We start from the raw sequence: 22,390 nt of genomic DNA, 5'->3' as shown, positions 1-22,390 counted from the left end.
CCGCCACGCGCCGTCGCGCGCGCCGCGAGGCGCCGTTGACGAGCGCCCAGCGCAGCACCGGCGCGACCAGCCTCACGCCCGGTCGCGCGACCACGCGCCGGACCGGTGCCAGCGAAGCGAGCCCGAGCTGGACCTGCGCCCAGTCGGGCAGCAGGTCGACGCCGGCATGGAACAGCAGGCGCAGCGCCGGCCGCATCGAGGGGCGCGGCACCGGCGTGTCGCGCAGCACGCGAATCACTTCATGGGTGCGCTCGCTGGCGATCAGTTCGCCGCGCATTCGTTCGAGATAGGCGCGGATCTCGGCGCGCGAGACCGGCACCTGCCCGGCACCCAGCAGCATCGCGATGCGCGCCGTCTCGGCGTAGTAGCGGTCCTGTTCCTCGCCGCCCAGGGCGGGATTCACGTAGCGCAGGTGCGCGGCCATGAAGCTCGACACCTCGGCCACGTGCACCCAGGTCAGGAGAGCCGGGTCGCTGGCGCGATAGGGCCTGCCGTCCGGCGCCGTGCCCGTCACGCCGTCGTGGATCGACCTGACGCGCGCGATCAGGCCCAGCGCGTCGGCCTGGCTGCCGAAGGTGGTGCCGGCGACGAAGGTGGCGGTGCGGCGCAGCCGGCCGAGGATGTCGGTGCGAAAGCTCGAATGATCCCAGACGCCGGCCAGCGCCAGCGGATGCAGGGCCTGCAGCAGCAGCGCGGCGATGCCGCCCGCCATCATCGAGGTGAAGTCGCCATGCACGCGCCAGCAGACGGCCTCGGGGCCGAACAGCCCCGGATCGCCGGGCGGGGAGGAAAAATCGATGCTCGGGCCGCCGCCGCCCGAGGTGAGCAGGGTGATGCCGCCCGCGAGATGGCGGCGCAGCCGCTCGGCGAGCCGATGTCCGGGGGCGCTGGTGCTGGGTTCACGCGGCGGCTCGGACATCTCTCGGCTCCCGTTGCCCGGCTAGCGCGGCTGGTCGGCGTCGGGCACGCCGTGCGCGGGGCTGCCGGTGTCGGGCACCGGCAGGCCGAAGTGCCGGTAGGTCAGCAGGGTGGCGACTCGCCCGCGCGGCGTGCGCTGCAGGAAACCCTGCTGGATCAGGTAGGGCTCGAGCACGTCCTCGATGGTGTCGCGTTCCTCGCCGATCGCCGCGGCCAGGTTATCGACGCCGACCGGGCCGCCGTCGAACTTGTGCAGGATCGCCTCGAGCAGCTTGCGGTCCATCAGGTCGAAGCCGACCGGATCGACATCGAGCATCGCCAGCGCGGCATCGGCCACCTCGGCGGTGATCGCGCCGTCGGCCTTGACCTCGGCGTAGTCGCGCACGCGGCGCAGCAGGCGGTTGGCGATCCGCGGCGTGCCGCGCGAGCGGCGCGCGATCTCGAGCGCGCCTTGCGGATCGATGCGGGCCTGCAGCAGCGAGGCCGAGCGCTGGACGATCCGCGACAGTTGCCCCGCGTCGTAGAACTCCAGCCGCGCGACGATCCCGAAGCGGTCGCGCAGCGGATTGGTCAGCATGCCGGCGCGGGTGGTCGCGCCGACCAGGGTGAAGGGCTGCAGGTCGAGCTTGACGCTGCGCGCGGCCGGCCCCTCGCCGATCATGATGTCGATCTGGTAGTCCTCGAGCGCCGGGTACAGGATTTCCTCGACCACCGGCGAGAGCCGGTGGATCTCGTCGATGAACAGCACGTCGTTGGCTTCGAGGTTGGTGAGCAGGGCGGCCAGGTCGCCCGGGCGCTCCAGCACCGGGCCCGAGGTCTGTCGCAGGTTCACCCCCATCTCGCGCGCGATGATGTGCGCGAGCGTGGTCTTGCCCAGGCCCGGCGGGCCGAACAGCAGCACGTGGTCGAGCGCTTCCGAGCGGCGCTTGGCGGCCTCGATGAAGATCTCGAGCTGGCCGCGCACCTTTTCCTGGCCGACGTATTCGTCGAGCTGGCGCGGGCGCAGCGCGCGTTCGAACGCCTCCTCGTGCGACGAGGCGGGCGTGGCGGCGATCACGCGTTCGCCGGCGAGTTTGTCGGTTTCGATCATGGGCGCATTGTACCGCGCGGCCTGCCGCCCAAGAATCGGCCGAGCGGCCGACCCGCGCGCCGCCGCCGGCGCCGCGAAGCCGTGGATTCGTGCCGCCGCCTCAGGCCTTCGAGAGCGCCTTCAGCGAGAGCTTGATGCCGTCGGACACGCCGGTGCCGGCCGGCACGTTCTTGATCGCGGCCAGCGCTTCCTTTTCCGAATAACCGAGCGCGAGCAGCGCGTTGAGGATGTCGGCCGCGTGGTCCGACTGCGAGGCCTGGCCGGCCAGTTCGCCGAGATCGGCGCCGAGCTTGCCCTTGAGCTCCAGCAGCAGGCGCTCGGCGGTCTTCTTGCCGATGCCGGGCAGGCGCGTGAGGCGCGCGCTGTCCTGCAGGGTGACCACCTGCGAGAGCTCCTGCACGCTCATGCCCGAGAGCACGGCCAGCGCCATGCGCGCGCCGATCCCGCTGATCTTCAGCAGCTCGCGGAAGGTGGTGCGCTCCTGCGGGGTCAGGAAGCCGTACAGCAGGTGGGCATCCTCGCGCACGATCAACTGGGTGAGCAGCACCACGCGCTCGCCCGTGTGCGGCAGGTTGTAGAAGGTGCTCATCGGCACGTCGAGCTCGTAGCCGACGCCGTTGCAGTCCACGAGCAGGTGGGGCGGATTCTTTTCGAGCAGGGTGCCGGCAATGCGACCGATCATGGCGAGGGCGGGAACGAGGAGGGACGGAAAGCGCGAGTGTAGCGCAGGCGCAGGCGCAGGCGCAGGCGCGGTACGCGCCGCGGCGGCTTCAGCCGACCAGCCGGCCGCGCCGCACGCGATAGCCCTTCTTGCCGAGCGTCGGGGCCAGGCCGCCGAGCGTGGCGAGCGCGTCGCCGGCATTCGCATGGCAGATCGCCATGCCGAGCGCGTCGGCCGCGTCGGTGCCGGGCAGCCCCGACAGGCCGAGCAGGCGCACCACCATCTGCTGCATCTGCTCCTTGGTGGCGCGGCCGTAGCCGACCACCGCCTGCTTCAGCTGGGTGGGCGTGTATTCGGCCACCGCCAGGCCGCCCGCCACCAGGCCGCAGATCGCCGCGCCGCGGGCCTGGCCGAGCAGCAGGGTGGATTGCGGATTGACGTTGACGAACACCTTCTCGATCGCCGACTGGTCGGGCCGGTACTCGCGCACCAGGGTCGAGACGCCGTCGAAGATGGTGCCCAGGCGCACCGAGAGTTCGGCGGTCGGGGTGCGGATCACGCCGCTCGTCACGTAGGCGAGCCGGCTGCCCTGCACGTCGATCACGCCGAAGCCGGTGACGCGCAGGCCGGGGTCGATGCCGATGATACGCATGAAGAACGGATGGGGAGCGGGAGGAAAGGCCGTGGATGGGGCGATGGTACAACGATCGCCGGCACGGCAGGCGAATGACCGTCGGTCGGGCATGAAAAACGGCGGCGGGGCAGGGCCCGGCCGCCGTTTCGTGCCTCGGCGCCAGTGCGCCGGGCGGGCGCCCGAAGGCGCGCGATCAGTGGCGGAAGTGGCGGATGCCGGTCAGCACCATCGCGATGCCGTGTTCGTCGGCCGCCGCGATCACTTCGTCGTCGCGCATCGAGCCGCCCGGGTGGATCACCGCGGTCGCGCCGGCGGCCACCACCACGTCGAGGCCGTCGCGGAACGGGAAGAAGGCGTCCGAGGCGACCGCCGAGCCGGCCAGCGTGAGGCCCGCGTTCTGCGCCTTGATGCCGGCGATGCGCGCCGAGTCGACGCGGCTCATCTGGCCGGCGCCGACGCCTAGCGTCATGCCGTTGCCGCAGAACACGATCGCGTTCGACTTGACGAACTTGGCGACGCGCCAGGCGAACAGCAGGTCGCCGAGTTCCTTCGGGGTCGGCTGGCGCTTGGTGACCACGCGCAGCTCGTCGGGCTGCACGTTGCGCGAGTCGAGCGACTGCACCAGCAGGCCGCCGCCCACGCGCTTCAGGTCGAAGGCGTTGAAGCCGTCGCCCAGCGCGATCTCGAGCAGGCGCACGTTCTGCTTGGCGGCGAACACCTGGCGCGCCGCGGCCGAGAAGGACGGCGCGATCAGCACTTCGACGAACTGCTTGGCCACCGCCTGCGCGGCGGCTTCGTCCACCTCGCGGTTGAACGCGATGATGCCGCCGAAGGCCGAGGTCGGATCGGTCTGGAAGGCCTTGGCATAGGCTTCGGCCGCATCCGCGCCGAGCGCCACGCCGCACGGGTTGGCGTGCTTGATGATCACGCAGGCCGGGACGTCGAAGGTCTTCACGCATTCCCAGGCCGCATCGGAATCGGCGATGTTGTTGTAGGACAGTTCCTTGCCCTGCAACTGGCTGTAGTTCGCGAGCGACCCGGCCGGCGCGGCCAGGTCACGGTAGAACGCGGCGCTCTGGTGCGGGTTCTCGCCGTAGCGCAGGTCCTGCACCTTGTCGAAGGCCAGGTTCAGCGTGGCCGGGTAGGGCTGGCGCGTGGCGTGCTGCAGCTCCTCGGTCAGGCTGGTCAGGTAGTTGGTGATCGCGCCGTCGTATTGCGCGGTATGCGCGAACACCTTGGTGGCGAGACGGAAGTTGGTCGGGTAGCCGACCGTGTTGCCGTTGGCCTTCATCTCGTCGAGCACCACGGCGTAGTCGGCCGGGTCGACGATCACCGTCACGTCGCGATGGTTCTTCGCGGCCGAGCGGAGCATGGTCGGGCCGCCGATGTCGATGTTCTCGATCGCGTCGGCCAGCGTGCAGTCGTCCTTGGCGATGGTCGCGACGAACGGGTACAGGTTCACCACCAGCAGGTCGATGGTCGGGATGCCGTGCGCGTCGAGCGCCTGCATGTGCTCGGGCAGGTCGCGGCGCGCCAGGATCCCGCCGTGCACCTTCGGGTGCAGCGTCTTCACGCGCCCGTCGAGCATTTCGGGGAAGCCGGTGTAGTCGGCCACTTCGGTCACCGGGAGGCCCGCCTCGGCGAGCAGTTTCGCGGTGCCGCCCGTCGACAGCAGCTTGACGCCCTGCTGCGAGAGGGCCGTCGCGAATTCGACGATGCCGGTTTTATCCGAAACGGAGAGGAGCGCTTGCTTGATCATGATGGGGAGCACCAGTAGCCAATAGCCAGGAAAACGGGAACGAAGCGGCCGCGCGAGCGAGCCCGCCGGACTACAGCAGCCCGTGCTGCTGCAGCTTCTTGCGCAAGGTGTTGCGGTTGATGCCGAGGTACTCGGCGGCGAGCGACTGGTTGCCGCCCGCCTGTTCGAGCACCACCTCGAGCATCGGCTTCTCGACGCAGGACATCACCATGTCGTAGACGTCATGCGGATTGGAGCCGTCGAGATCCCGGAAATACACGTCCAGGCTGTCGCGGACACATTGTTCGATGTTGTGCTTGCTCATGCTGCTATTGAATAGGGTCGGTTGCGCTGTCCTCGTCGTCGACATAGACGAGATGATCGGACAGGGCGCGCTGCGCGTCGAAGTAGTCGTTGACGGCGGCAAGCTGTTCGCGTGTGGTATCGAGCGTGTTCATCCGATGCCGGAATGCGTTGGCGCCCGAAAGGCCGCGAGTGTACCAGCCGATGTGCTTGCGCGCAGTACGTACGCCGGTAAATTCACCGTAGAACGCGTAGTGATCCTCGAGGTGCTCGTTGAGCAGTTGCTGGATCTCGTCGACGCTCGGCGCCGGCAGGGTTTCGCCGGTTTGCAGGAAATGATCGATTTCGCGGAACAACCAGGGCCGGCCTTGCGCGGCGCGACCGATCATCAGCGCGTCGGCGCCGGTGGCGTCGAGCACGGCGCGTGCCTTGCGCGGCGAGGTGATGTCGCCGTTGGCGACCACCGGGATCTTCACCGAGGCCTTCACGGCGGCGATGGTCTCGTATTCGGCCTCGCCGCGGTAGAGGTCGGCGCGGGTGCGGCCGTGCACGGTCAGCATCGAGATGCCTGCCTCCTCGGCCAGGCGCGCGATGGTCAGCGCGTTCTTGTGGTCGCGGTCCCAGCCGGTGCGGATCTTCAGCGTGACGGGCACCGCGTCGGGCCCGCTGCCGACCGCCGCCACCACCGCCGAGACGATCCGCACCACCAGCGGCTCGTTCTGCAGCAGGGCCGAGCCGGCCGCGACGTTGCAGACCTTCTTGGCCGGGCAGCCCATGTTGATGTCGATGATCTGCGCGCCGTTGGCGACGTTGTAGCGCGCCGCCTCGGCCATCATGGCCGGATCGGCGCCGGCGATCTGCACGGCGATCGGCTCGACCTCGCCGGCGTGGTTGGCGCGCCGCATGGTCTTCTCGCTCTTCCAGAGCTGGGCGTTGGAGGCGACCATCTCGGAGACGGCGTAGCCGGCCCCGAGCCGCTTGCAGAGCTGGCGGAACGGGCGGTCCGTGACGCCGGCCATGGGGGCGACGAACAGGTTGTTGCGCAGGATGTGAGAGCCGAGAACGGGCATCGCAATGGCAGCGCCCGCGCGTGGGCGCGGGCCGGGATCGGGCGGAGGGAAAACGCGCATTTTACCGTAAGCGGGCGCGGGGCCGGGCGGGCGCAATTGTCGACTAGCGTCAAATCGCGATGAAGCTTTGATGAAATCGCGGTGACGGCGAGCCATGGCGGGCGGCGAAAGCCGCGCTGCGCACGCGGCCGGGAAATCGGGGCGGATCCGCGCCGGGCGGCCCGCCTCGCCGCGAATGGCCCTGCACGGTCCCGCCGCGGGTTCAGCGCCGCTGGCCGAACATCATCTGGCGCGCGATCGCCGTCTTGAGCGGCGGCACGAACTCGAGCGCGCTCAGCGCGGCGCCGCGCAGCGCCCCGAGCGCGCGCGATTCGACCGTAAACAGGCGCGCCAGCGTATCGGTCGCGCCGATCGTGAGGCGGCGGTCGAGCGCGCGACGCGTGTTGAAGGCGGCCAGCGCGAGCGGCGTGGCGCCATGTTCGGAGATCGCGTCCACCAGCGTGTGCGCGTCGCGCAGGCCCAGGTTCAGGCCCTGGCCGGCCACCGGGTGCAGCGTCTGGGCGGCGTTGCCGACGATCGCGATGCGGCCCTTGACCAGGGTCGGCGCGGCGGCCAGCCCGAGTGGGAAGGCCGCGCGGCCGACGATGCGCGTGAAGCGGCCCATGCGCTCGCCGAAGGCGATGCCCAGTTCCTCGAGGAAGGCCTCGTCGGGCAGCGTCGCGCGGCGCGCGGCCTCGGCGGGCGAGCAGCACCAGACCAGCGCGTAGTCGGCCTGGCCGGCGCCGCCGGTGGGCAGCAGCGCGAGCGGGCCTTCGGCGGTGAAGCGTTCCCAGGCCACGTTCGGCTTCGGCGCCGAGACGCTCACCGTGCCGACGATCGCCGTCTGCGCGTAGTCGCGGCGATGGCGCGTGCCGCCGTCGCCGTCGCGCGGCGTGTCCTGGAACAGGCCGCCCTCGGCGTTGACCAGCGTGCGCACGCGCAGCACGCGCTCGCCCTGCGGGGTGTCCAGCGTGACCGTCACGCCCTCGGCGTCCTGCTGCGGCGCGCGCGCGCTGGTCGAGGTCAGCCATTGCACGCGGGTGCCGCGCACCGCGCGCGCCAGCGTGTCGACCAGCGAGCCGTAGCGCGCCACGTAACCGAGCGCATCGACGCCGTGTTCATCGCGGTCGATCAGGGTGCGGCCGAAGTGGCCGCGCTGCGAGACGTGGATATGGCGGATCGGCGTCGCGTCGGCGGGCCAGCCGAGCGCGCCGAGCAGCACGCGGCTGCCGTGCGAGACCGCGATCGCGCGCGGGTCGCCGAGGCTCGCCGAGGGATCGCGCGCATCGACCAGCACCGTCGACAGCGCCTGCGTCGCGCTGCGCCGCGCCAGCCAGCCGGCCAGCGCGAGCCCGACCGGGCCCGCGCCGACGATGGCGATATCGGCGTCGAACGGGGCGTGGGTGGTGGAAGCCGGCGTCATTGCGCGAGCGTGCCCGAGCTGCCGCGGGCGTCGCGCATCAGCGCCTCGATCTCGTCGGCCGCCACCGGCACCTCGCGCGTGATCAGCTCGCAGCCGTCGGCCGTCACGAAGGCGTCGTCCTCGATGCGGATGCCGATGTCGTGGAATTCGGCCGGCACGTCGTCGGCCGCGCGCACGTAGAGGCCCGGCTCGATGGTCAGCGCCATGCCCTCGCGCAGCGAGCGCCACGGCAGCATGCCCTGCGCGTCGCGCTCGGCGTCGCGCTGGCGGTAGTCGCCGCAATCGTGCACGTCCATGCCGAGCCAGTGGCCGGTGCGGTGCATGTAGAAGCGCGCGTAGGCGCGCTCGGCGATCACGTCGTCGACGCTAGCAAAGCGCGACTTCGGCACGATGCCGGTGTCGAGCAGGCCCTGCGCGAGCACGCGCACCGCCGCCTCGTGCGGCGCCTCGAAGGGCACGCCGGGGCGCGTGGCCGCGGCGGCGGCGGCCTGCGCGGCCAGCACGATGTCGTAGAGCGCGCGCTGCGGGCCCGAGAATCTGCCGTTGGCGGGAAAGGTGCGGGTGATGTCGGAGGCGTAGCCCTCCAGTTCGCAGGCCGCGTCGATCAGGATCAGGTCGCCGTCGCGCGCCACCGCGTTGCCGGCCGGGTAGTGCAGCACGCAGGCATTGGCGCCGGCCGCGACGATCGAGCCATAGGCGGGGCCGGCCGAGCCGTGGCGGCGGAATTCGTGCAGCAGCTCGGCCTCGATCTCGTATTCGCGAATGCCGGGGCGCGTGGCCGCCATCGCGCGCCGATGGGCGCTGGCCGAGATGCTGGCGGCGCGGCGCATGATGGCCTGCTCGTGGGCGTCCTTCACCAGCCGCATCTCGTCGAGCAGCGGCGCGAGATCGTGGGCGGAGGCCGGCGCGGCCACGCCCGAGCGGGCCTTGGCGCGCACCGCGTCGAGCCAGCCGGCGAGCTTGCGCTCGAGCTCGGGCGAGGCGCCGAAGCGGTAGTGCACCGCGCCCGCGTCGGCCAGCAGGCGCGGCAGCTCGGCGTCGAGCGCGTCGTTGGGGAAGGCGGCGTCGAAGCCGAAGGCCTCGCGCGCGGCTTCGGGCCCGTAGTGGAAACCTTCCCAGATCTCGCGCTCGGGATGTTTCGCACGACAGAACAGGATCGATTGCGGCTCGCCCTCGGCGGCGCTCGCGTCGAGCACCAGCAGCGCGTCGGGTTCGCAGAAGCCGCTCAGGTAATAGAAGTAGCTGTCGTGCCGGAACGGATAGCCGGCATCGCGGTTGCGCATCACTTCCTGGGCGGTGGGGACGATCGCGACGCCGCCGCCCGAGGCGCGCAGCGCGGCGAGCACGCGCGCACGGCGCTGGCGGTAGACGTCGGGGGCGAGGGCGGTTTCGGTGGCGGCGTTCATGGCGCGATTGTAGCGCTGTGGCGGGCGCCGCGCCCGCTGCCCGGCACCGCCGCGCGGGCCGCCAAATGGCGCCCGGCGGCTGTTGCATCCGATCCACAGGCCGGATGGCCGACTTGGCGGACAGCCGGCAGGCCCGGTTATGATCGCCGACGACGTATACTCTCGGGCGCTATTTACATTTCAGGCAGGATGATGAAACTCATCGGTTCGCTCAGCAGCCCTTACGTGCGCAAGGCGCGTATCGTGCTCGCCGAAAAGAAGATCGACTACAAGCTGGAACTCGAGAACGTGTGGGCAAACGACACCACGATCCACGCCGCCAATCCGCTCGGCAAGGTGCCGTGCCTGGTGATGGAGGACGGCGCGGCCGTGTTCGATTCGCGCGTGATCTGCGAATACGTCGACACGCTGTCGCCGGTCGGCAAGCTGATCCCGGCCTCGGGCCGCGAACGCGTCGAGGTGCGGTGCTGGGAGGCGCTCGGCGACGGCGTGCTCGACGCCTCGGTCGGGATCCGCATCGAGAACGTGCAGCGCACCCCCGAGCAGCGCAGCGAGGCCTGGATCGCGCGCCAGCAGCGCAAGATCGACGACGGCCTGGTGGCCATGTCGCAGGGCCTCGGCGGCAAGCCGTGGTGCGCCGGCAACCACTACACGCTGGCCGACGTCACGCTCGGCTGCGCGCTCGGTTATCTCGATTTCCGCATGCCGGAGCTGGGCTGGCGCGAACGCCATCCCAATCTCGACAAGCACTACCAGAAGCTCTCGCAGCGCCAGACCTTCATCGACACGGTGCCGCAGGACTGAGTCGCGAGCTTGCCGCCCGTCAGCAAGAACGCCCCGCCGGGATCAGCCGGCGGGGCGTTTTTTTCATGCATGCGCGCCAGCGCCGGCGCTCGAGGCCAGCGCCGGCCGAGGCTCAATCGTAGGCCGCGTAGGCGGCGTCGCCGATCGTGAAGGTATCGCTGCGCGACACCGGCCACCAGGTGTCGTAGAGCGTGAGGCCGAGCTTCTCGCCGCCGAGCAGCGCGCCCGGCTTCACGTACTTGAGCAGTTGCGACATCAGCCGGACCTCGTGCGGCGCGATGCGCTGCACGATGTGATGCGCGCGCAGGTCGGCCGGATGCGCGAGGCCGGCGGCCTGCACCAGTTCCTGCAGCGCATGCAGCGTGTTGCGGTGGAAGTTGTAGACGCGCTCGGACTTGTCGGGCACCACCAGCGCGCGCTGGCGCACCTCGTCCTGGGTCGCCACGCCGGTCGGGCAGCGGCCGGTATGGCAGGTCTGGGCCTGGATGCAGCCGACCGCGAACATGAAGCCGCGCGCCGAGTTGACCCAGTCCGCGCCGATCGCCAGCGTGCGCGCCACGTCGAAGGCGGTGATGATCTTGCCGCTCGCGCCGATCTTCACGCGCTCGCGCAGGCCGATCCCCACCAGGGTGTTGTGCACCAGCAGCAGGCCTTCCTGCAGCGGCACGCCCACGTGGTCGGTGAATTCGAGCGGCGCCGCGCCGGTGCCGCCCTCGGCGCCGTCCACCACGATGAAGTCGGGCACGATGCCGGTCTCGAGCATGGCCTTGGCGATGCCGAAGAATTCCCAGGGATGGCCGATGCAGAGCTTGAAGCCGGTCGGCTTGCCGCCCGAGAGCGTGCGCAGCCGCTCGACGAATTCGAGCAGGCCGCGCGGCGTCGAGAACTCCGAATGGGTGGCCGGCGAGATGCAGTCCTTGCCCATCGGCACGCCGCGCGTCTCTGCGATCTCGGGGGTGATCTTGGCGGCCGGCAGCACCCCGCCGTGGCCCGGCTTGGCGCCCTGCGAGAGCTTCACCTCGATCATCTTGACCTGCGGGTCGGCCGCCTGCCTGGCGAACTTGTCGGGATTGAAGCTGCCGTCGTCGTTACGGCATCCGAAGTAACCGGAGGCGATTTCCCAGATGATGTCGCCGCCGTGCTCGCGGTGGTACTTCGACAGCGAGCCCTCGCCGGTGTCGTGCGCGAAACCGCCCTTCTTCGCGCCCAGGTTGAGCGAGCGGATCGCGTTGGCCGACAGCGAGCCGAAGCTCATCGCCGAGATGTTGAAGATCGAGATGTCGTAGGGCTGGGCGCGGCTCGCGCCGACGCGGATCCGGAAGTCGTGGTTGGCGAGCTTGGTCGGCGCCAGCGAGTGGCTGATCCATTCGTGCGCGGTGGCCTTGACGTTGAGCTCGGTGCCGTAGGGCCGGTTGTCGGCGACGTTCTTGGCGCGCTGGTAGACCACGCTGCGCTGCGCGCGCGAGAAGGGCTTCTCGTCGGTGTCGTCCTCGACGAAATACTGGCGGATCTCGGGGCGGATGAACTCGAACATGAAGCGGAAGTGGCCCCAGAGCGGGTAGTTCCGCAGGATCGCGTGATGATCCTGTTTCAGGTCGTAGAGGCCGAGCGCGACGAAGGCGGCGGGGATCAGGCACCAGGGCCAGGCGATCAGGTGGGCCGAGGCGAGGACGACGAGCAGCACGAGCGCGAGCGTCGCGCACCACATCGCGAGATAACGTCTTGCAAACATGGGGGGATTCCTTGTTCTTCGGTTGGCCGCCATGCCGCCGCCGGCCCTGCGGCTGGCGGCGCGCGAGGCAGGCCGCCGGTGGGGCTGCCACCGATCAGCGACCGATTGTCGCGTGCCGCAAGTCTAAACCGAGAATGTGTCAGCGCGCCTCGAAGCGTGCCCTCTTTGAAGGCGATTGAAAGCTTGGCGCTTTCCGCGCGGGCGCTGCCGGCCCCGGTTGCCCGGGTCGGCCGGCGCGGCGCTCAGCTCGCCAGGCCGCTCGCCAGTTCGTGCGCGCGCGCCGCGGTGACCGCCTCGGCCGAGCCCGGCTGGCCGGTCGCGACCGATTCGATGATGCCGCCGCCCAGGCAGATCTCGCCGTCGTAGAGCACCGCCGACTGGCCCGGCGTGACGGCCCATTGTGGCGTGTCGAAACCGAGCGAGAAGCGCGCCTCGCCCGCTTCGCCGGCCTTCGCGCGGGCGAAGGAGCAGGGCGCGTCGGCCTGGCGGTAGCGCGTTTTCGCGCCGCAGGCGAAGCCGTCGGCGGGCGGCTCGCCGGCCACCCAGCTGACGTTGCCCGCCACCAGCTCGCGCGACAGCAGCCAGGGATGCTCGTGGCCCTGCGCGACGTAGAGCGTGTTCGAGGCGATGTCCTTGCCGGCCACGAACCAGGGTTCGCCGCTGCCGTCCTTGCTGCCGCCCAGGCCGATGCCCTTGCGCTGGCCGAAGGTGTAGAAGGCCAGCCCGATATGCTCGCCGACGCGCTTGCCGTCGGGCGTCTTCATCGGCCCCGGCCTGGTCGGCAGGTAGCGGTTCAGGAAATCGCGGAACGGGCGCTCGCCGATGAAGCAGATGCCGGTCGAATCCTTCTTCTTCGCGTTCGGCAGGCCGATCTGCTCGGCGATCTCGCGCACCCGCGTCTTCGGCATCTCGCCGAGCGGGAACAGCGTCTTCGACAGTTGCGCCTGGTTCAGCCGGTGCAGGAAGTAGGACTGGTCCTTGGTGTGGTCGAAGGCCTTGAGCAGCTCGAAGCGGCCCTCGCGTTCGCGCACGCGTGCGTAGTGGCCGGTGGCGATGGTCTCGGCGCCCAGCGACATGGCGTGGTCGAGGAAGGCCTTGAACTTGATCTCGGCATTGCAGAGCACGTCCGGGTTCGGCGTGCGCCCGGCGGAGTACTCGCGCAGGAACTCCGCGAACACGCGGTCCTTGTACTCGGCGGCGAAGTTGACGGCTTCCACGTCGATGCCGATCAGGTCCGCCACCGACACCACGTCGATCCAGTCCTGGCGCGTCGAGCAGTACTCGCCGTCGTCATCGTCTTCCCAGTTCTTCATGAACAGGCCGACCACGTCGTAACCCTGTTCCTTGAGCAGCCACGCGGTGACCGACGAATCGACACCGCCCGACATGCCGACCACGACACGTTGCTTCTTCATTTGCTGACAGCCTGATGTTCGGGCGTCGCGCGATAGGGCGCGACGGAATGCGTATGGACGAACTCCAGCGGCACGCGGCGACCGGCGAGGTAGTCGTCGACGCAGCGCATCACCGCGGGCGTGCGATGGCGGTCCTCGGCGGCGCGCAGCTCCTCGGCCGTCATCCACAGCGTGCGGACGATGCCCTCGTCGAGCGCCTGCCCTGCGACGGCCTCGCCGGCCCGCCCGCAGAAGGTGAAGCGCAGGTAGGTCGCGCCGCCCTTGGCGGGCCGCTCGAAATGCGTCTGGTAGACGCCCACCAGCGCCTGCGGCTCGAACGGATGCGCGGTTTCCTCGAGGGTTTCGCGGATCACGGCGTCGACCAGCGTCTCGCCGGCCTCGAGATGGCCGGCCGGCTGGTTGAGCCGCAGGCCGCCCGAGGTGTGTTCCTCGATCAGCAGGAAACGGCCGTCGCGCTCGACGATCGCGGCCACCGTGACGTGCGGGGTCCAGAGTTCGGGTTTCATGGGCGTGCATTTTACCGGTTGGCGGGCGCGGCTGCCGAACCCCGGGCGAGCCTCGCGCGGCGCGTCGTCGCCGATGCGGCGCGGCGCCCGTCGCCGGCTCGCGCCCGGCATCGATGCCGCCCCGTTTTCAGCGCCGCGCGCCGTGCCTGGACGATCCGGCACGGTTTGTCCACCGGGAAAGGGCCGGATCTCGGCGCGCCCGGCGCTTTCGGGTACATTGGCGCGTGGAATCTGCCGTTGCCTTCGAGCCGGTCGTCGCTTCCCCGGCTCGCCTTGCCGTCGAAACCAAGAATCAGAACGCAAGCTGGAGGGATCACGATGCTTATCGGAGTGCCTGCCGAGACGCGGGCGAACGAGGCGCGCGTAGCCGCGACGCCGGAAACCGTGAAGAAATACGTGGCGGCCGGCCACTCGGTCTGCGTCGAGCGCGGCGCCGGGGCGGCCGCCAGCTTCCCCGACGAGGCCTATGCCGCGGCCGGCGCCACGCTCGGCGAGCGCGCCGCCGCCTATGCCGCCGAGATCGTGCTGAAGGTGCAGGCGCCAGACAGCGACGAATTGCCGCAGATGAAGCGCGGCGCGGTGCTGGTCGGCATGCTCGATCCCTTCAATGCCGAACAGGCCGCGCGACTCGCCGCGGCCGGCGTGACCGGCTTCGCGCTGGAGGCCGCGCCGCGCACCACGCGCGCGCAGAGCCTGGACGTGCTGTCCTCGCAGGCCAATATCGCCGGCTACAAGGCGGTGCTGGTGGCCGCCGCGCTCTATCCGCGCTTCCTGCCGATGCTGATGACCGCCGCGGGCACCGTGAAGGCCGCCCGCGTGCTGGTGCTCGGCGCCGGCGTGGCGGGCCTGCAGGCGATCGCCACCGCCAAGCGGCTGGGCGCCGTGATCGAGGCTTCCGACGTGCGCCCGGCGGTGAAGGAGCAGATCGAGTCGCTCGGCGCGAAGTTCGTCGACGTGCCCTTCGAGACCGACGAGGAGCGCGAGGCCGCCCAGGGTACCGGCGGCTACGCGCGGCCGATGCCGCCGTCGTGGCTGGCGCGCCAGGCAGCCCTGGTGCACGAACGGGCGAAGCAGGCCGACATCGTGATCAGCACGGCGCTGATCCCGGGGCGGCCCGCGCCGACCCTGATCCAGGCCGACACGGTGGCCGCCATGAAGCCGGGCGCGGTGATCGTCGACCTGGCCGCCGGGCGCGGGCCCGAGAACGCCGACGGCCGTCGCGGCGGCAACTGCCCGCTGACGGTGGCCGACCAGGTGGTGAAGGTGCACGGCGTGACCATCGCCGGCCACACCAATCTCGCCGCGCAGGTCGGCGCCGACGCCTCGGCGCTCTACGCGCGCAATCTCGCCGACTTCCTCAAGCTGATCGTGACGAAGGAAGGCGCCTTGAACATCGACATGGACGACGACATCGTCGCCGCGACGCTGCTGTGTCGCGACGGCGAGGTCGTGCGCAAGTAAGGGGAAGGCCGCGATGGAATTGATCAATCACACGGTGATCAACCTGATCATCTTCGTGCTGGCCGTCTATGTGGGCTACCACGTGGTCTGGAACGTGACGCCGGCGCTGCACACGCCGCTGATGGCCGTCACCAACGCGATCTCGGCGATCGTGATCGTCGGCGCGATGCTGGCCGCGGCGCTCACGGTGGGCACCACCGGCAAGGTGTTCGGCACGGTGGCGGTGGCGCTGGCGGCGGTCAACGTGTTCGGCGGCTTCCTGGTCACCCGGCGCATGCTGGAGATGTTCAGGAAGAAGGAACCGAAACGCGTGGCCGGCGAGGGCAAGGAGGGCGCGCGATGAGCCTGAACCTGGTCACCCTGCTGTACCTGCTCGCCTCGGTCTGCTTCATCCAGGCGCTCAAGGGCCTGTCGAACCCGAAGAGCGCGCGGCGCGGCAACCTGTTCGGCATGGTCGGGATGGCGATCGCGATCCTCACCACGATCGCGCTGATCGCCAGGCAGGCCGCCTGGCTCGGCGCCAACCTGCCGCTCGGCCTGGCCCTGGTGCTCGGCGCGCTGGTGGTCGGCGGCGCGGTGGGCGCCTACGTGGCCGCGCGCGTCGAGATGACCAAGATGCCCGAGCTGGTGGCCGCGATGCACTCGCTGATCGGCCTGGCGGCGGTCTGCATCGCCTATGCCGTGGTGGCCGAGCCGGAAGCCTTCGGCCTGGTGCCGCAGGACGCGGCCGCGGCCAACTTCATCCCCTACGGCAACCGCATCGAGCTGTTCATCGGCACCTTCGTCGGCGCGATCACCTTCTCCGGTTCGGTGATCGCCTTCGGCAAGCTCTCGGGCAAGTACAAGTTCAGGCTGTTCCAGGGCGCGCCGGTGGTCTATGCCGGCCAGCACCTGATCAACCTGATGCTGGCGATCGGCATGCTCGGCTTCGGCATCCTGTTCTTCCTGACGCAATCCTGGCTGCCCTTCATCGTGATGACCGCGATCGCCTTCGCGCTCGGGGTGCTGATCATCATCCCGATCGGCGGCGCGGACATGCCGGTGGTGGTGTCGATGCTCAATTCGTACTCCGGATGGGCCGCGGCCGGGATCGGCTTCTCGCTGAACAACCCGATGCTGATCATCGCGGGCTCGCTGGTCGGCTCGTCGGGCGCGATCCTGTCCTACATCATGTGCCACGCCATGAACCGCTCCTTCTTCAACGTCATCCTCGGCGGCTTCGGCGGCGAGGCGGGCGGTGCCGAGGCGGGCGGCGCGAAGGAGCAGCGGCCGGTGAAGTCGGGCTCGGCCGACGATGCCGCCTTCATGCTCGGCAATGCCGAGACGGTGGTGATCGTGCCCGGCTACGGGCTGGCGGTGGCGCGTGCCCAGCACGCCCTCAAGGAGCTGACCGACAAGCTGATCGCCAAGGGCATCGACGTGCGCTACGCGATCCATCCGGTGGCCGGGCGCATGCCGGGGCACATGAACGTGCTGCTCGCCGAGGCCGAGGTGCCCTACGACCTGGTCTACGAGATGGAGGACATCAACAACGAGTTCGGGCAGACCGACGTGGTGCTGGTGCTCGGCGCCAACGACGTGGTCAACCCGGCGGCGAAGAACGATCCGAAATCGCCGATCGCGGGCATGCCGATCCTCGAGGCCTACAAGGCGCGCACCGTGATCGTCAACAAGCGCTCGATGGCTTCCGGCTACGCCGGGCTCGACAACGAGCTGTTCTACATGGACAAGACCATGATGGTGTTCGGCGACGCCAAGAAGGTGGTCGAGGACATGGTGAAGGCGGTCGAGTAGGGCGCGCCGGCGTCGCCGGCCTTATCCGGCCCGGCCGCCGCGCCGGGCCTTGCCGTCCAGGTCCTGCCCGCATTCGCGATGGGCGATGCGCAGGAAATCGGCCAGCCGGCGCCCGTCGAGATCGGGATGGACCTCGTGGACGCTCGGCTCCCGGATGCGGGCCACGTCGAAGTTGCGGAAGTCGCCACGCAGCTCGCACCAGGCCGACAGCGTCCACTGGCCGCCCCAATACACCAGCCCGAGCGGCCAGATGCGCCGCTCGCTGGCCGCATCCTGCTTGTCCCGGTACTGGAAATGCACCACGCGCCGCTCGTCGAGCGCGTGGTGCAGCACGTCCATGGTTTGCGAATAGGTGGCGTCCACGCGCTGCGAGGGCGCGAACACCGGCAGCCGGTCCAGCACGATGCGCTTGTCGGCCGGCATCGCCGAGGCGATCTTGGCCAGCGCCGAGCGGGCGCCGCCGGCGAAGCGCGCGCCGCCCCAGGATTCGAGCATGCGCGCGCCGGCCGCCAGCGCGGCCAGCTCGTCGGCCGTAAACGTGAGCGGCGGCAGGCTGGCCGAGCGGTCCAGGCGGTAGCCGATGCCGGCCTCCCCCTCGATCGGCACGCCCGAGAGCTGCAGGTCGCGCACGTCACGATAGACGGTGCGCAGCGACACCGACATCCATTCCGCGAGCTGCTGCGCGGTGGTCAGGCGGCGGCCGCGCAGCAGCTCGGCGATCTGGAACAGGCGGTCGGCGCGACGGGTCATGGTGACGAGGCAAGCGGGCGCGAGGGTGGTGCGGCGATGATAGCGCCGCCCGGCGCGCCCGGCACGGTCTGGGCCGGTTGAGGTGCCAAAGTCGGTGCCGGGCGGCTCCGGAGCGGCTCATCGGCCCCGCGCGTGCAGGCCGATGCGGTTGCCTTCGGTGTCGAGCACGTAGGCGATGTAGCCGATCTCGCGCGGCAGCTCGATCACCGCGCCCTCGACGATGCCGCCGGCGCGCCGGGCGCGTTCCAGCGCGGCCTGCGCCGATTCGCCGGCCTCGAGGTAGAGCACCGGGCCGGCCGCGGCCGGCTTGCTGCCGAGCGGGTCCTGCACCAGCGCGCCGCCGGTCTGGCCGTCGTCGTGCTCGAAGATCGCGAGCAGCGAGCCGCCGAAGTTCTCGCGCTTCAGGCGCTTGTCGAGCAGGGTTTCGTAGAAGCGCGTGGCGCGATCGAGATCGTGGGTGGGGATCTCGAACCAGCTGATCGCGCGGGTGGTGGTGGCGGTGTTCATCTGCGTCTCCTGGAGGGGGCGGGGTGGTTCGCATCGCAGCCGATGCGGTGAGACGCAGTGTGCGGGGCCCCTGCTGACAGCGTGCTGTCAGCAGCCGGCAGCATGGCCGCGGCCCGCGCGCCGCCGCGGCGGGCTCACGAAAAGCGACAGGGCCGGAAATTCCGGCCCTGTCGTGTCATGCGCGACGCCTTTCGGGCGCCGGTCCAGGCATCAGTCCTGGCCCGCCCCGGCGTTGTCCGCGCCGGCGCCAGCCTCGCCGGCCGGCCGCTGCCGCACGCTGCCGGCCACCACGTCGAAGCGGAACAGCCGGCATTCGAGCGCGCCGTTGAACAGCGGCGTCTTGGCCGATTCGCGCAGGCGCAGCTGGCCCGGCAGCGAGCGATCCGAGCTCAGCAGGAAGGCCTGCCAGCCCGTGAAGCGCTGCTTGAGCGCGGTGCCGAGCGCGGCGAAGAACTCGCCGTCGGGCGCATCGGTGTGGGTGCGGCGGAAGGCATCGTCGGCGCCGCGGTTGCGGCCCGTCTCGCGTACCTCGCCGCGCGCGCTGCGCCCGCGCACCTCGATCCGCTCGCCATAGGGCGGATTGGCGATGATCAGGCCCGGCGCGTCGCAGGGCGGCGCCATGAAGCGCGCGTCCACCTGCTTGAGCGAGACGCCCGGCGCGCCGGCGCGCTCCAGGTTGGCGCGCGCCTTGTCGAGCATGTCGCCCGAGATGTCGCTGCCGTACACGGGCAGCGCGTCGCGGCGGCCGCGCGCGGCGCGCTTGGCGTCCATCGCGCCGACCTTGAGGGTCTGCCAGGCGGTGATGTCGTACTGCTTGAGCTTCTCGAAGCCGAAGCGGCGCTCCACGCCGGGGGCGACGTCCAGCGCGATCTGGGCGGCCTCGGCCAGGAAGGTGCCGCTGCCACACATCGGGTCGTAGAGCGGCAGCTCGGGGGTCCAGCCGGCCAGGCGCAGGATGCCGGCAGCGAGGTTCTCGCGCAGGGGTGCCGCGCCCTTGTCGAGGCGCCAGCCGCGCTTGAACAGCGGCTCGCCCGAGGTGTCGAGGTAGAGCGTGCACTGGTTGGCGGTCAGGAAGGCGAACACGCGCACGTCGGGCATCGCGGTGTCGATGCTCGGGCGCGAGCCGGTCTTCTCGCGCAGCCGGTCGCAGATCGCGTCCTTGACGCGCAGCGTGGCGAATTCGAGGCTCTTGAGCGGCGACTTGATGGCGGTGATGTCCACCCGCAGCGTCTGGGTCGAGGCGAACCAGCGCTCCCAGCCCTGCTCGAGCGCCAGCGCATAGACATCCTGCTCGTTGCGGTAGGCGCGCTCGGCGATCTTCAGCAGCACCCGGCTGGCGACACGCGAATGCAGGTTGGCGGCCATGCCGGCGGTCCAGCCGCCGCGGAAATGGACGCCGCCCGGCACCTGGGCGCCGACATCGAGCGGTGCGCCGCCGGTGCGGCGCGCGCCGATCTCGGCCAGCTCGGCCGCGAGCGCGGCTTCGAGCCCGCGCGGGCAGGGAGCGAAGAAATCGAAATCAGAGGAGGACATAGGGGGGCGGGACGGCGCGTGCAAAAGCCGACATTGTACGCGGCTCGGCAAGCCGCCAAGGGGCGCGATCGCGCGATGCCGCCGGCCGGGCGTCGGCGCGCGCGCCGACGGGGCCGTCCGACCTCAGTGCGCGCCTGGTCCCGACGCGGCCTCGTGCGGGCCGCGCGCGGCGCGCGGCCAGATGAGGCTCATCGGATCGGCGCGCACCGCGCGCCAGATCGCGCCGATCAGCGCGCGCACCTTGGTCGGCCGCAGCGCGCGCGAACGCACCGCCATGGTGAAGGCCAGCGCGAAGCTGACGGCCACGTTGAGCACCGCCATCGACAGCACGCCGGCCGTCGCCCACCAGAGTTCGCCCGAGGCCAGCGCGGGCTTGCCGAGCACGCCCAGCGCCACGCCGATCGAGCCGGCCGAGAGCGTCACGTGGCGCACCTCGAAACCGAACGCGAAGGCGCTGACGATGGCCGGCACCAGCCCGAGCATCATGCCCAGCCCGACGTTGCCGACCACCCCGGCCACGTTGCTCTTGCAGAACCTCGCCAGGCGCGCCGCGCCGCTCACGCCGAGCGTGAGGCGCAGGCGCCGGTGATAGGCGATCGCGTCGCCCACCCGATGCAGCACGAACCAGTTGTCGGCCCAGCCGGCGATCAGGCTGGAGGCCCACAGCAGCACGCCGGTCAGCGCCGCGTAGATCGGCGTGGGGCCGAGCAGCGCGAACGAGCGCAGCGTGGCGTGGGCCTTGTCGGCCGAGATCACGTCGGCATGCAGCAGGGCGTGGGCGCCGAGCTGCACGGCCAGGCACACCGGCAGCACCACCAGCACGTTGCCGGCGATGGCGGCCGCCTGGGTGCGGATCAGCGCCACCACCGAGGCCACGAAGCGCTTCACGCCCTCCTCGTGGCCGATGTCGTCGAGCTCGCGCGCCAGCGTCGGCGCGGTCATCGCCGGCTGCTTGGTGGCCAGCGTGAAGTGCAGGAAGTGCATCAGCGTGAAGCTGGCCGCGTAGTTGATGCCGGCCAGGAAGCCCTCGATCATCGACTGCAGGTGCGCGCCGGTGATCCAGAACTTCACGCAGACGGTGGCGACCGTCACCAGGCCGCCGCCGGCGGCCATGCGCATCATCTTCAGGTAGTCGGCGCGGCCGCGCGTGATGTAGTGCTCGCCGGTATCGGCATTGGTCTCCACCAGCTTGCGCGCGAACAGCGAGAAGTTGCTGCGCACCAGGTGCGAGACGCTCTGGCTGTTCTGGTTGGCGTCCACCAGCTCGGCCGTCAGGCGCGCCAGGCCGCGCGGCTCGTCGCGCGCCATCCAGGCGTTGAGCAGCGATTCGGCGCGGTGGATGCGCATGCGCATGCGCTCGACCTGGAACACGATGTCGACCGACACGCCGTTGCGGTACAGGTGCGCCGAGACCTCGTCGGCCGATTGCCGGCATTCGTCGAGCAGCACGCGCAGGTAGTTGACCTCGTGCAGCAGCTTGCTGGCCTCGCCGCCCGAACCACCCGGGCCGCCGTCTTCCAGCGCGGCCTGCGCGCTCTCCACCGCCAGCATGGCGCGCGTCAGGCGGTAGAAGGGCTGGGCCTCGGCGGGCTTGCGCGCCTCGTCGCCCGACAGCCGGCTGCGCACCGTCTGCGACAGACCGGTCGAGCTGATCTGCAGGGTCAGGTTGTGCAGCGCGGCCAGCAGGTCGCGCGAGAAGGAGCCGGGCTCATGGCGCTCGGTCTCGGTGATCTCGTAGGCGAACAGCGCCTGCAGGCGCGCGAGCAGGTCCTCGGGCAGCGCGTCGATCCAGGCCGCGTCGGACGGCGCCGGGAACATCAGCGTAAACAGCGCGGCCAGCTCGCGCCGGTTCGGCGCGGGCGGGATCAGCGAGGCGTCGATGCGCTCGAACAGCGCGCCGAAGAAACCGGAATGCACCGGCATGCCGGCGTCGCAGAGCAGGGAGATGCCGTCGCTCTCGCGCAGCAGCGCGCGCAGCATGCGCGCCACGTTGGCCTTCCAGGCCGGATTGCGGTCCAGCACGTGCAGCACGTAGCGCAGCCGCGCGTGGGCCGTGAAACCGCGCGGCGGCTCGGCGGCGGCCCCCTCGGCTGCGGCTCGTTCGGCGGCCGGCGGCTGCACGCTGCCCTCGCGGCGCAGCCAGTGCGCGAGCTCGATCAGCCACTCGCTGCGCTCGGCATGCGGCGCGTTCGCGTCGGCCGTGGCCAGCAGCGCGTCGAGCTGGTGGCTGGCACTGCGCGAGGCACGCCATTTCTTCAGGAGGGTGGTCAGGGAACGGAACATGGCAGCGCACGGTCGGGCGCCGCGGATGGCGGCGCAGGTCGTCGGACAGCGCAAGCCGCGCGCGGCCCGCCGGTGGGCGGCCGCGCCGGCGGCGCGCAGTTGCGCCGCGTCGAGCTTGCCGGGAGGCGCCTAGGATCGTCAATCGTCGCGCAAAAGGCAAGCCGACCGGCGCATCGGACGGCGGTTCCGGCGCGGCATGACAAGAATTGTCAAATCCGCGACGGGGCGGGTTTTTCGGGGGAATTCGAGGCAGCGGGAGAGGGAGAGGGCCGGAGGAGGCGATGCGCGCGGCGCGGCGAACCGCGCCGGCAACGGCCGCAGCA

The 22,390-nt window shown here is 70.7% G+C and carries 21 protein-coding genes; 4 read left to right on the top strand and 17 right to left on the bottom strand.

Features of this window, described 5'->3' with window-relative positions:
- From F3J18_RS26365 to F3J18_RS26325, 9 genes are all read right to left on the bottom strand, one after another.
- On the bottom strand, nucleotides 1-919 hold a 919-nt coding region (locus F3J18_RS26365; RefSeq protein WP_166915064.1), incomplete at its 3' end, for an oxygenase MpaB family protein.
- A 21-nt stretch (nucleotides 920-940) separates the two neighbouring features.
- A complete protein-coding gene (gene ruvB, locus F3J18_RS26360) occupies nucleotides 941-2,008 on the bottom strand; it encodes a Holliday junction branch migration DNA helicase RuvB (RefSeq protein ID WP_013696664.1) in 1,068 nt (355 codons plus the stop codon).
- Between the two features lie 100 nt (nucleotides 2,009-2,108).
- A complete protein-coding gene (gene ruvA, locus F3J18_RS26355; protein WP_013696665.1) occupies nucleotides 2,109-2,690 on the bottom strand; it encodes a Holliday junction branch migration protein RuvA in 582 nt (193 codons plus the stop codon).
- 88 nt (nucleotides 2,691-2,778) lie between these two features.
- Complete coding sequence (ruvC, locus tag F3J18_RS26350; RefSeq protein WP_025096766.1) at nucleotides 2,779-3,321, bottom strand: crossover junction endodeoxyribonuclease RuvC; 543 nt, start codon at nucleotides 3,319-3,321, stop codon at nucleotides 2,779-2,781.
- 175 nt (nucleotides 3,322-3,496) lie between these two features.
- Nucleotides 3,497-5,062 (bottom strand): bifunctional phosphoribosylaminoimidazolecarboxamide formyltransferase/IMP cyclohydrolase, encoded by a 1,566-nt coding sequence (purH, locus tag F3J18_RS26345; protein ID WP_025096765.1) that lies wholly within the window; start codon nucleotides 5,060-5,062, stop codon nucleotides 3,497-3,499.
- 70 nt (nucleotides 5,063-5,132) lie between these two features.
- Nucleotides 5,133-5,366, bottom strand: coding sequence for a Fis family transcriptional regulator (locus F3J18_RS26340; RefSeq protein WP_013696668.1), 234 nt, complete (start codon nucleotides 5,364-5,366; stop codon nucleotides 5,133-5,135).
- A 4-nt stretch (nucleotides 5,367-5,370) separates the two neighbouring features.
- Nucleotides 5,371-6,414, bottom strand: a complete 1,044-nt coding sequence (dusB, locus tag F3J18_RS26335; protein WP_166915062.1) for a tRNA dihydrouridine synthase DusB — start codon at nucleotides 6,412-6,414, stop codon at nucleotides 5,371-5,373.
- 262 nt (nucleotides 6,415-6,676) lie between these two features.
- Nucleotides 6,677-7,876 carry a UbiH/UbiF/VisC/COQ6 family ubiquinone biosynthesis hydroxylase gene (locus F3J18_RS26330; protein ID WP_166915060.1) on the bottom strand — a complete coding sequence of 400 codons (1,200 nt, stop codon included), beginning with the start codon at nucleotides 7,874-7,876 and terminating at the stop codon, nucleotides 6,677-6,679.
- Complete coding sequence (locus tag F3J18_RS26325; protein ID WP_166915058.1) at nucleotides 7,873-9,282, bottom strand: aminopeptidase P N-terminal domain-containing protein; 1,410 nt, start codon at nucleotides 9,280-9,282, stop codon at nucleotides 7,873-7,875. Before F3J18_RS26325 ends, F3J18_RS26330 begins: the two co-directional genes overlap by 4 nt.
- A gap of 189 nt (nucleotides 9,283-9,471) precedes the next feature.
- On the opposite strand from F3J18_RS26325, the gene F3J18_RS26320 reads away from it, so the two are divergent.
- A complete protein-coding gene (locus F3J18_RS26320; RefSeq protein WP_025096762.1) occupies nucleotides 9,472-10,086 on the top strand; it encodes a glutathione S-transferase N-terminal domain-containing protein in 615 nt (204 codons plus the stop codon).
- A gap of 112 nt (nucleotides 10,087-10,198) precedes the next feature.
- Here F3J18_RS26320 and F3J18_RS26315 read toward each other — a convergent pair whose 3' ends face one another.
- From F3J18_RS26315 to F3J18_RS26305, 3 genes are all read right to left on the bottom strand, one after another.
- On the bottom strand, nucleotides 10,199-11,818 hold the full coding sequence (locus F3J18_RS26315) for an FMN-binding glutamate synthase family protein (protein ID WP_013696673.1): 1,620 nt from the start codon (nucleotides 11,816-11,818) through the stop codon (nucleotides 10,199-10,201).
- A gap of 242 nt (nucleotides 11,819-12,060) precedes the next feature.
- Nucleotides 12,061-13,233 carry a tRNA 2-thiouridine(34) synthase MnmA gene (mnmA, locus tag F3J18_RS26310; RefSeq protein ID WP_029949237.1) on the bottom strand — a complete coding sequence of 391 codons (1,173 nt, stop codon included), beginning with the start codon at nucleotides 13,231-13,233 and terminating at the stop codon, nucleotides 12,061-12,063.
- Complete coding sequence (locus F3J18_RS26305) at nucleotides 13,230-13,739, bottom strand: NUDIX hydrolase (RefSeq protein WP_166915056.1); 510 nt, start codon at nucleotides 13,737-13,739, stop codon at nucleotides 13,230-13,232. The genes mnmA and F3J18_RS26305 overlap by 4 nt, the downstream gene beginning before the upstream one ends.
- Nucleotides 13,740-14,057: 318 nt before the next feature.
- On the opposite strand from F3J18_RS26305, the gene F3J18_RS26300 reads away from it, so the two are divergent.
- Genes F3J18_RS26300 through F3J18_RS26290 form a run of 3 tightly spaced genes read left to right on the top strand, consistent with a single transcriptional unit; the run spans nucleotide 14,058 to nucleotide 16,994 of the window.
- Complete coding sequence (locus tag F3J18_RS26300; RefSeq protein WP_025096760.1) at nucleotides 14,058-15,200, top strand: Re/Si-specific NAD(P)(+) transhydrogenase subunit alpha; 1,143 nt, start codon at nucleotides 14,058-14,060, stop codon at nucleotides 15,198-15,200.
- A gap of 13 nt (nucleotides 15,201-15,213) precedes the next feature.
- On the top strand, nucleotides 15,214-15,543 hold the full coding sequence (locus F3J18_RS26295; RefSeq protein WP_166915054.1) for an NAD(P) transhydrogenase subunit alpha: 330 nt from the start codon (nucleotides 15,214-15,216) through the stop codon (nucleotides 15,541-15,543).
- Nucleotides 15,540-16,994 (top strand): NAD(P)(+) transhydrogenase (Re/Si-specific) subunit beta, encoded by a 1,455-nt coding sequence (locus tag F3J18_RS26290; RefSeq protein ID WP_166915052.1) that lies wholly within the window; start codon nucleotides 15,540-15,542, stop codon nucleotides 16,992-16,994. The genes F3J18_RS26295 and F3J18_RS26290 overlap by 4 nt, the downstream gene beginning before the upstream one ends.
- 21 nt (nucleotides 16,995-17,015) lie before the next feature.
- On the opposite strand, the gene F3J18_RS26285 is transcribed toward F3J18_RS26290, so the two are convergent.
- The 5 genes from F3J18_RS26285 to F3J18_RS37890 form a co-directional block, all read right to left on the bottom strand.
- On the bottom strand, nucleotides 17,016-17,744 hold the full coding sequence (locus tag F3J18_RS26285; RefSeq protein WP_166915050.1) for a YafY family protein: 729 nt from the start codon (nucleotides 17,742-17,744) through the stop codon (nucleotides 17,016-17,018).
- A 117-nt stretch (nucleotides 17,745-17,861) separates the two neighbouring features.
- Nucleotides 17,862-18,251: a VOC family protein gene (locus F3J18_RS26280; RefSeq protein ID WP_166915049.1), complete on the bottom strand. Its 390-nt coding sequence runs from the start codon at nucleotides 18,249-18,251 to the stop codon at nucleotides 17,862-17,864.
- Nucleotides 18,252-18,461: 210 nt separating this feature from the next.
- Nucleotides 18,462-19,784 (bottom strand): class I SAM-dependent RNA methyltransferase, encoded by a 1,323-nt coding sequence (locus F3J18_RS26275; RefSeq protein ID WP_046576909.1) that lies wholly within the window; start codon nucleotides 19,782-19,784, stop codon nucleotides 18,462-18,464.
- 123 nt (nucleotides 19,785-19,907) lie between these two features.
- A complete protein-coding gene (locus tag F3J18_RS26270) occupies nucleotides 19,908-22,067 on the bottom strand; it encodes a site-specific recombinase (protein ID WP_166915047.1) in 2,160 nt (719 codons plus the stop codon).
- Between the two features lie 138 nt (nucleotides 22,068-22,205).
- The coding region (locus tag F3J18_RS37890; RefSeq protein WP_205195583.1) for a hypothetical protein at nucleotides 22,206-22,390 on the bottom strand (185 nt) is incomplete at its 5' end.

Origin of the sequence: Burkholderia sp. Ax-1720 (genome assembly GCF_011753035.1) — a bacterium.
GTDB lineage: Bacteria > Pseudomonadota > Gammaproteobacteria > Burkholderiales > Burkholderiaceae > Burkholderia > Burkholderia gladioli.
Note: the sequence above shows the minus strand (reverse complement) of the source record. Positions and strands in the feature narration are given on the sequence as shown.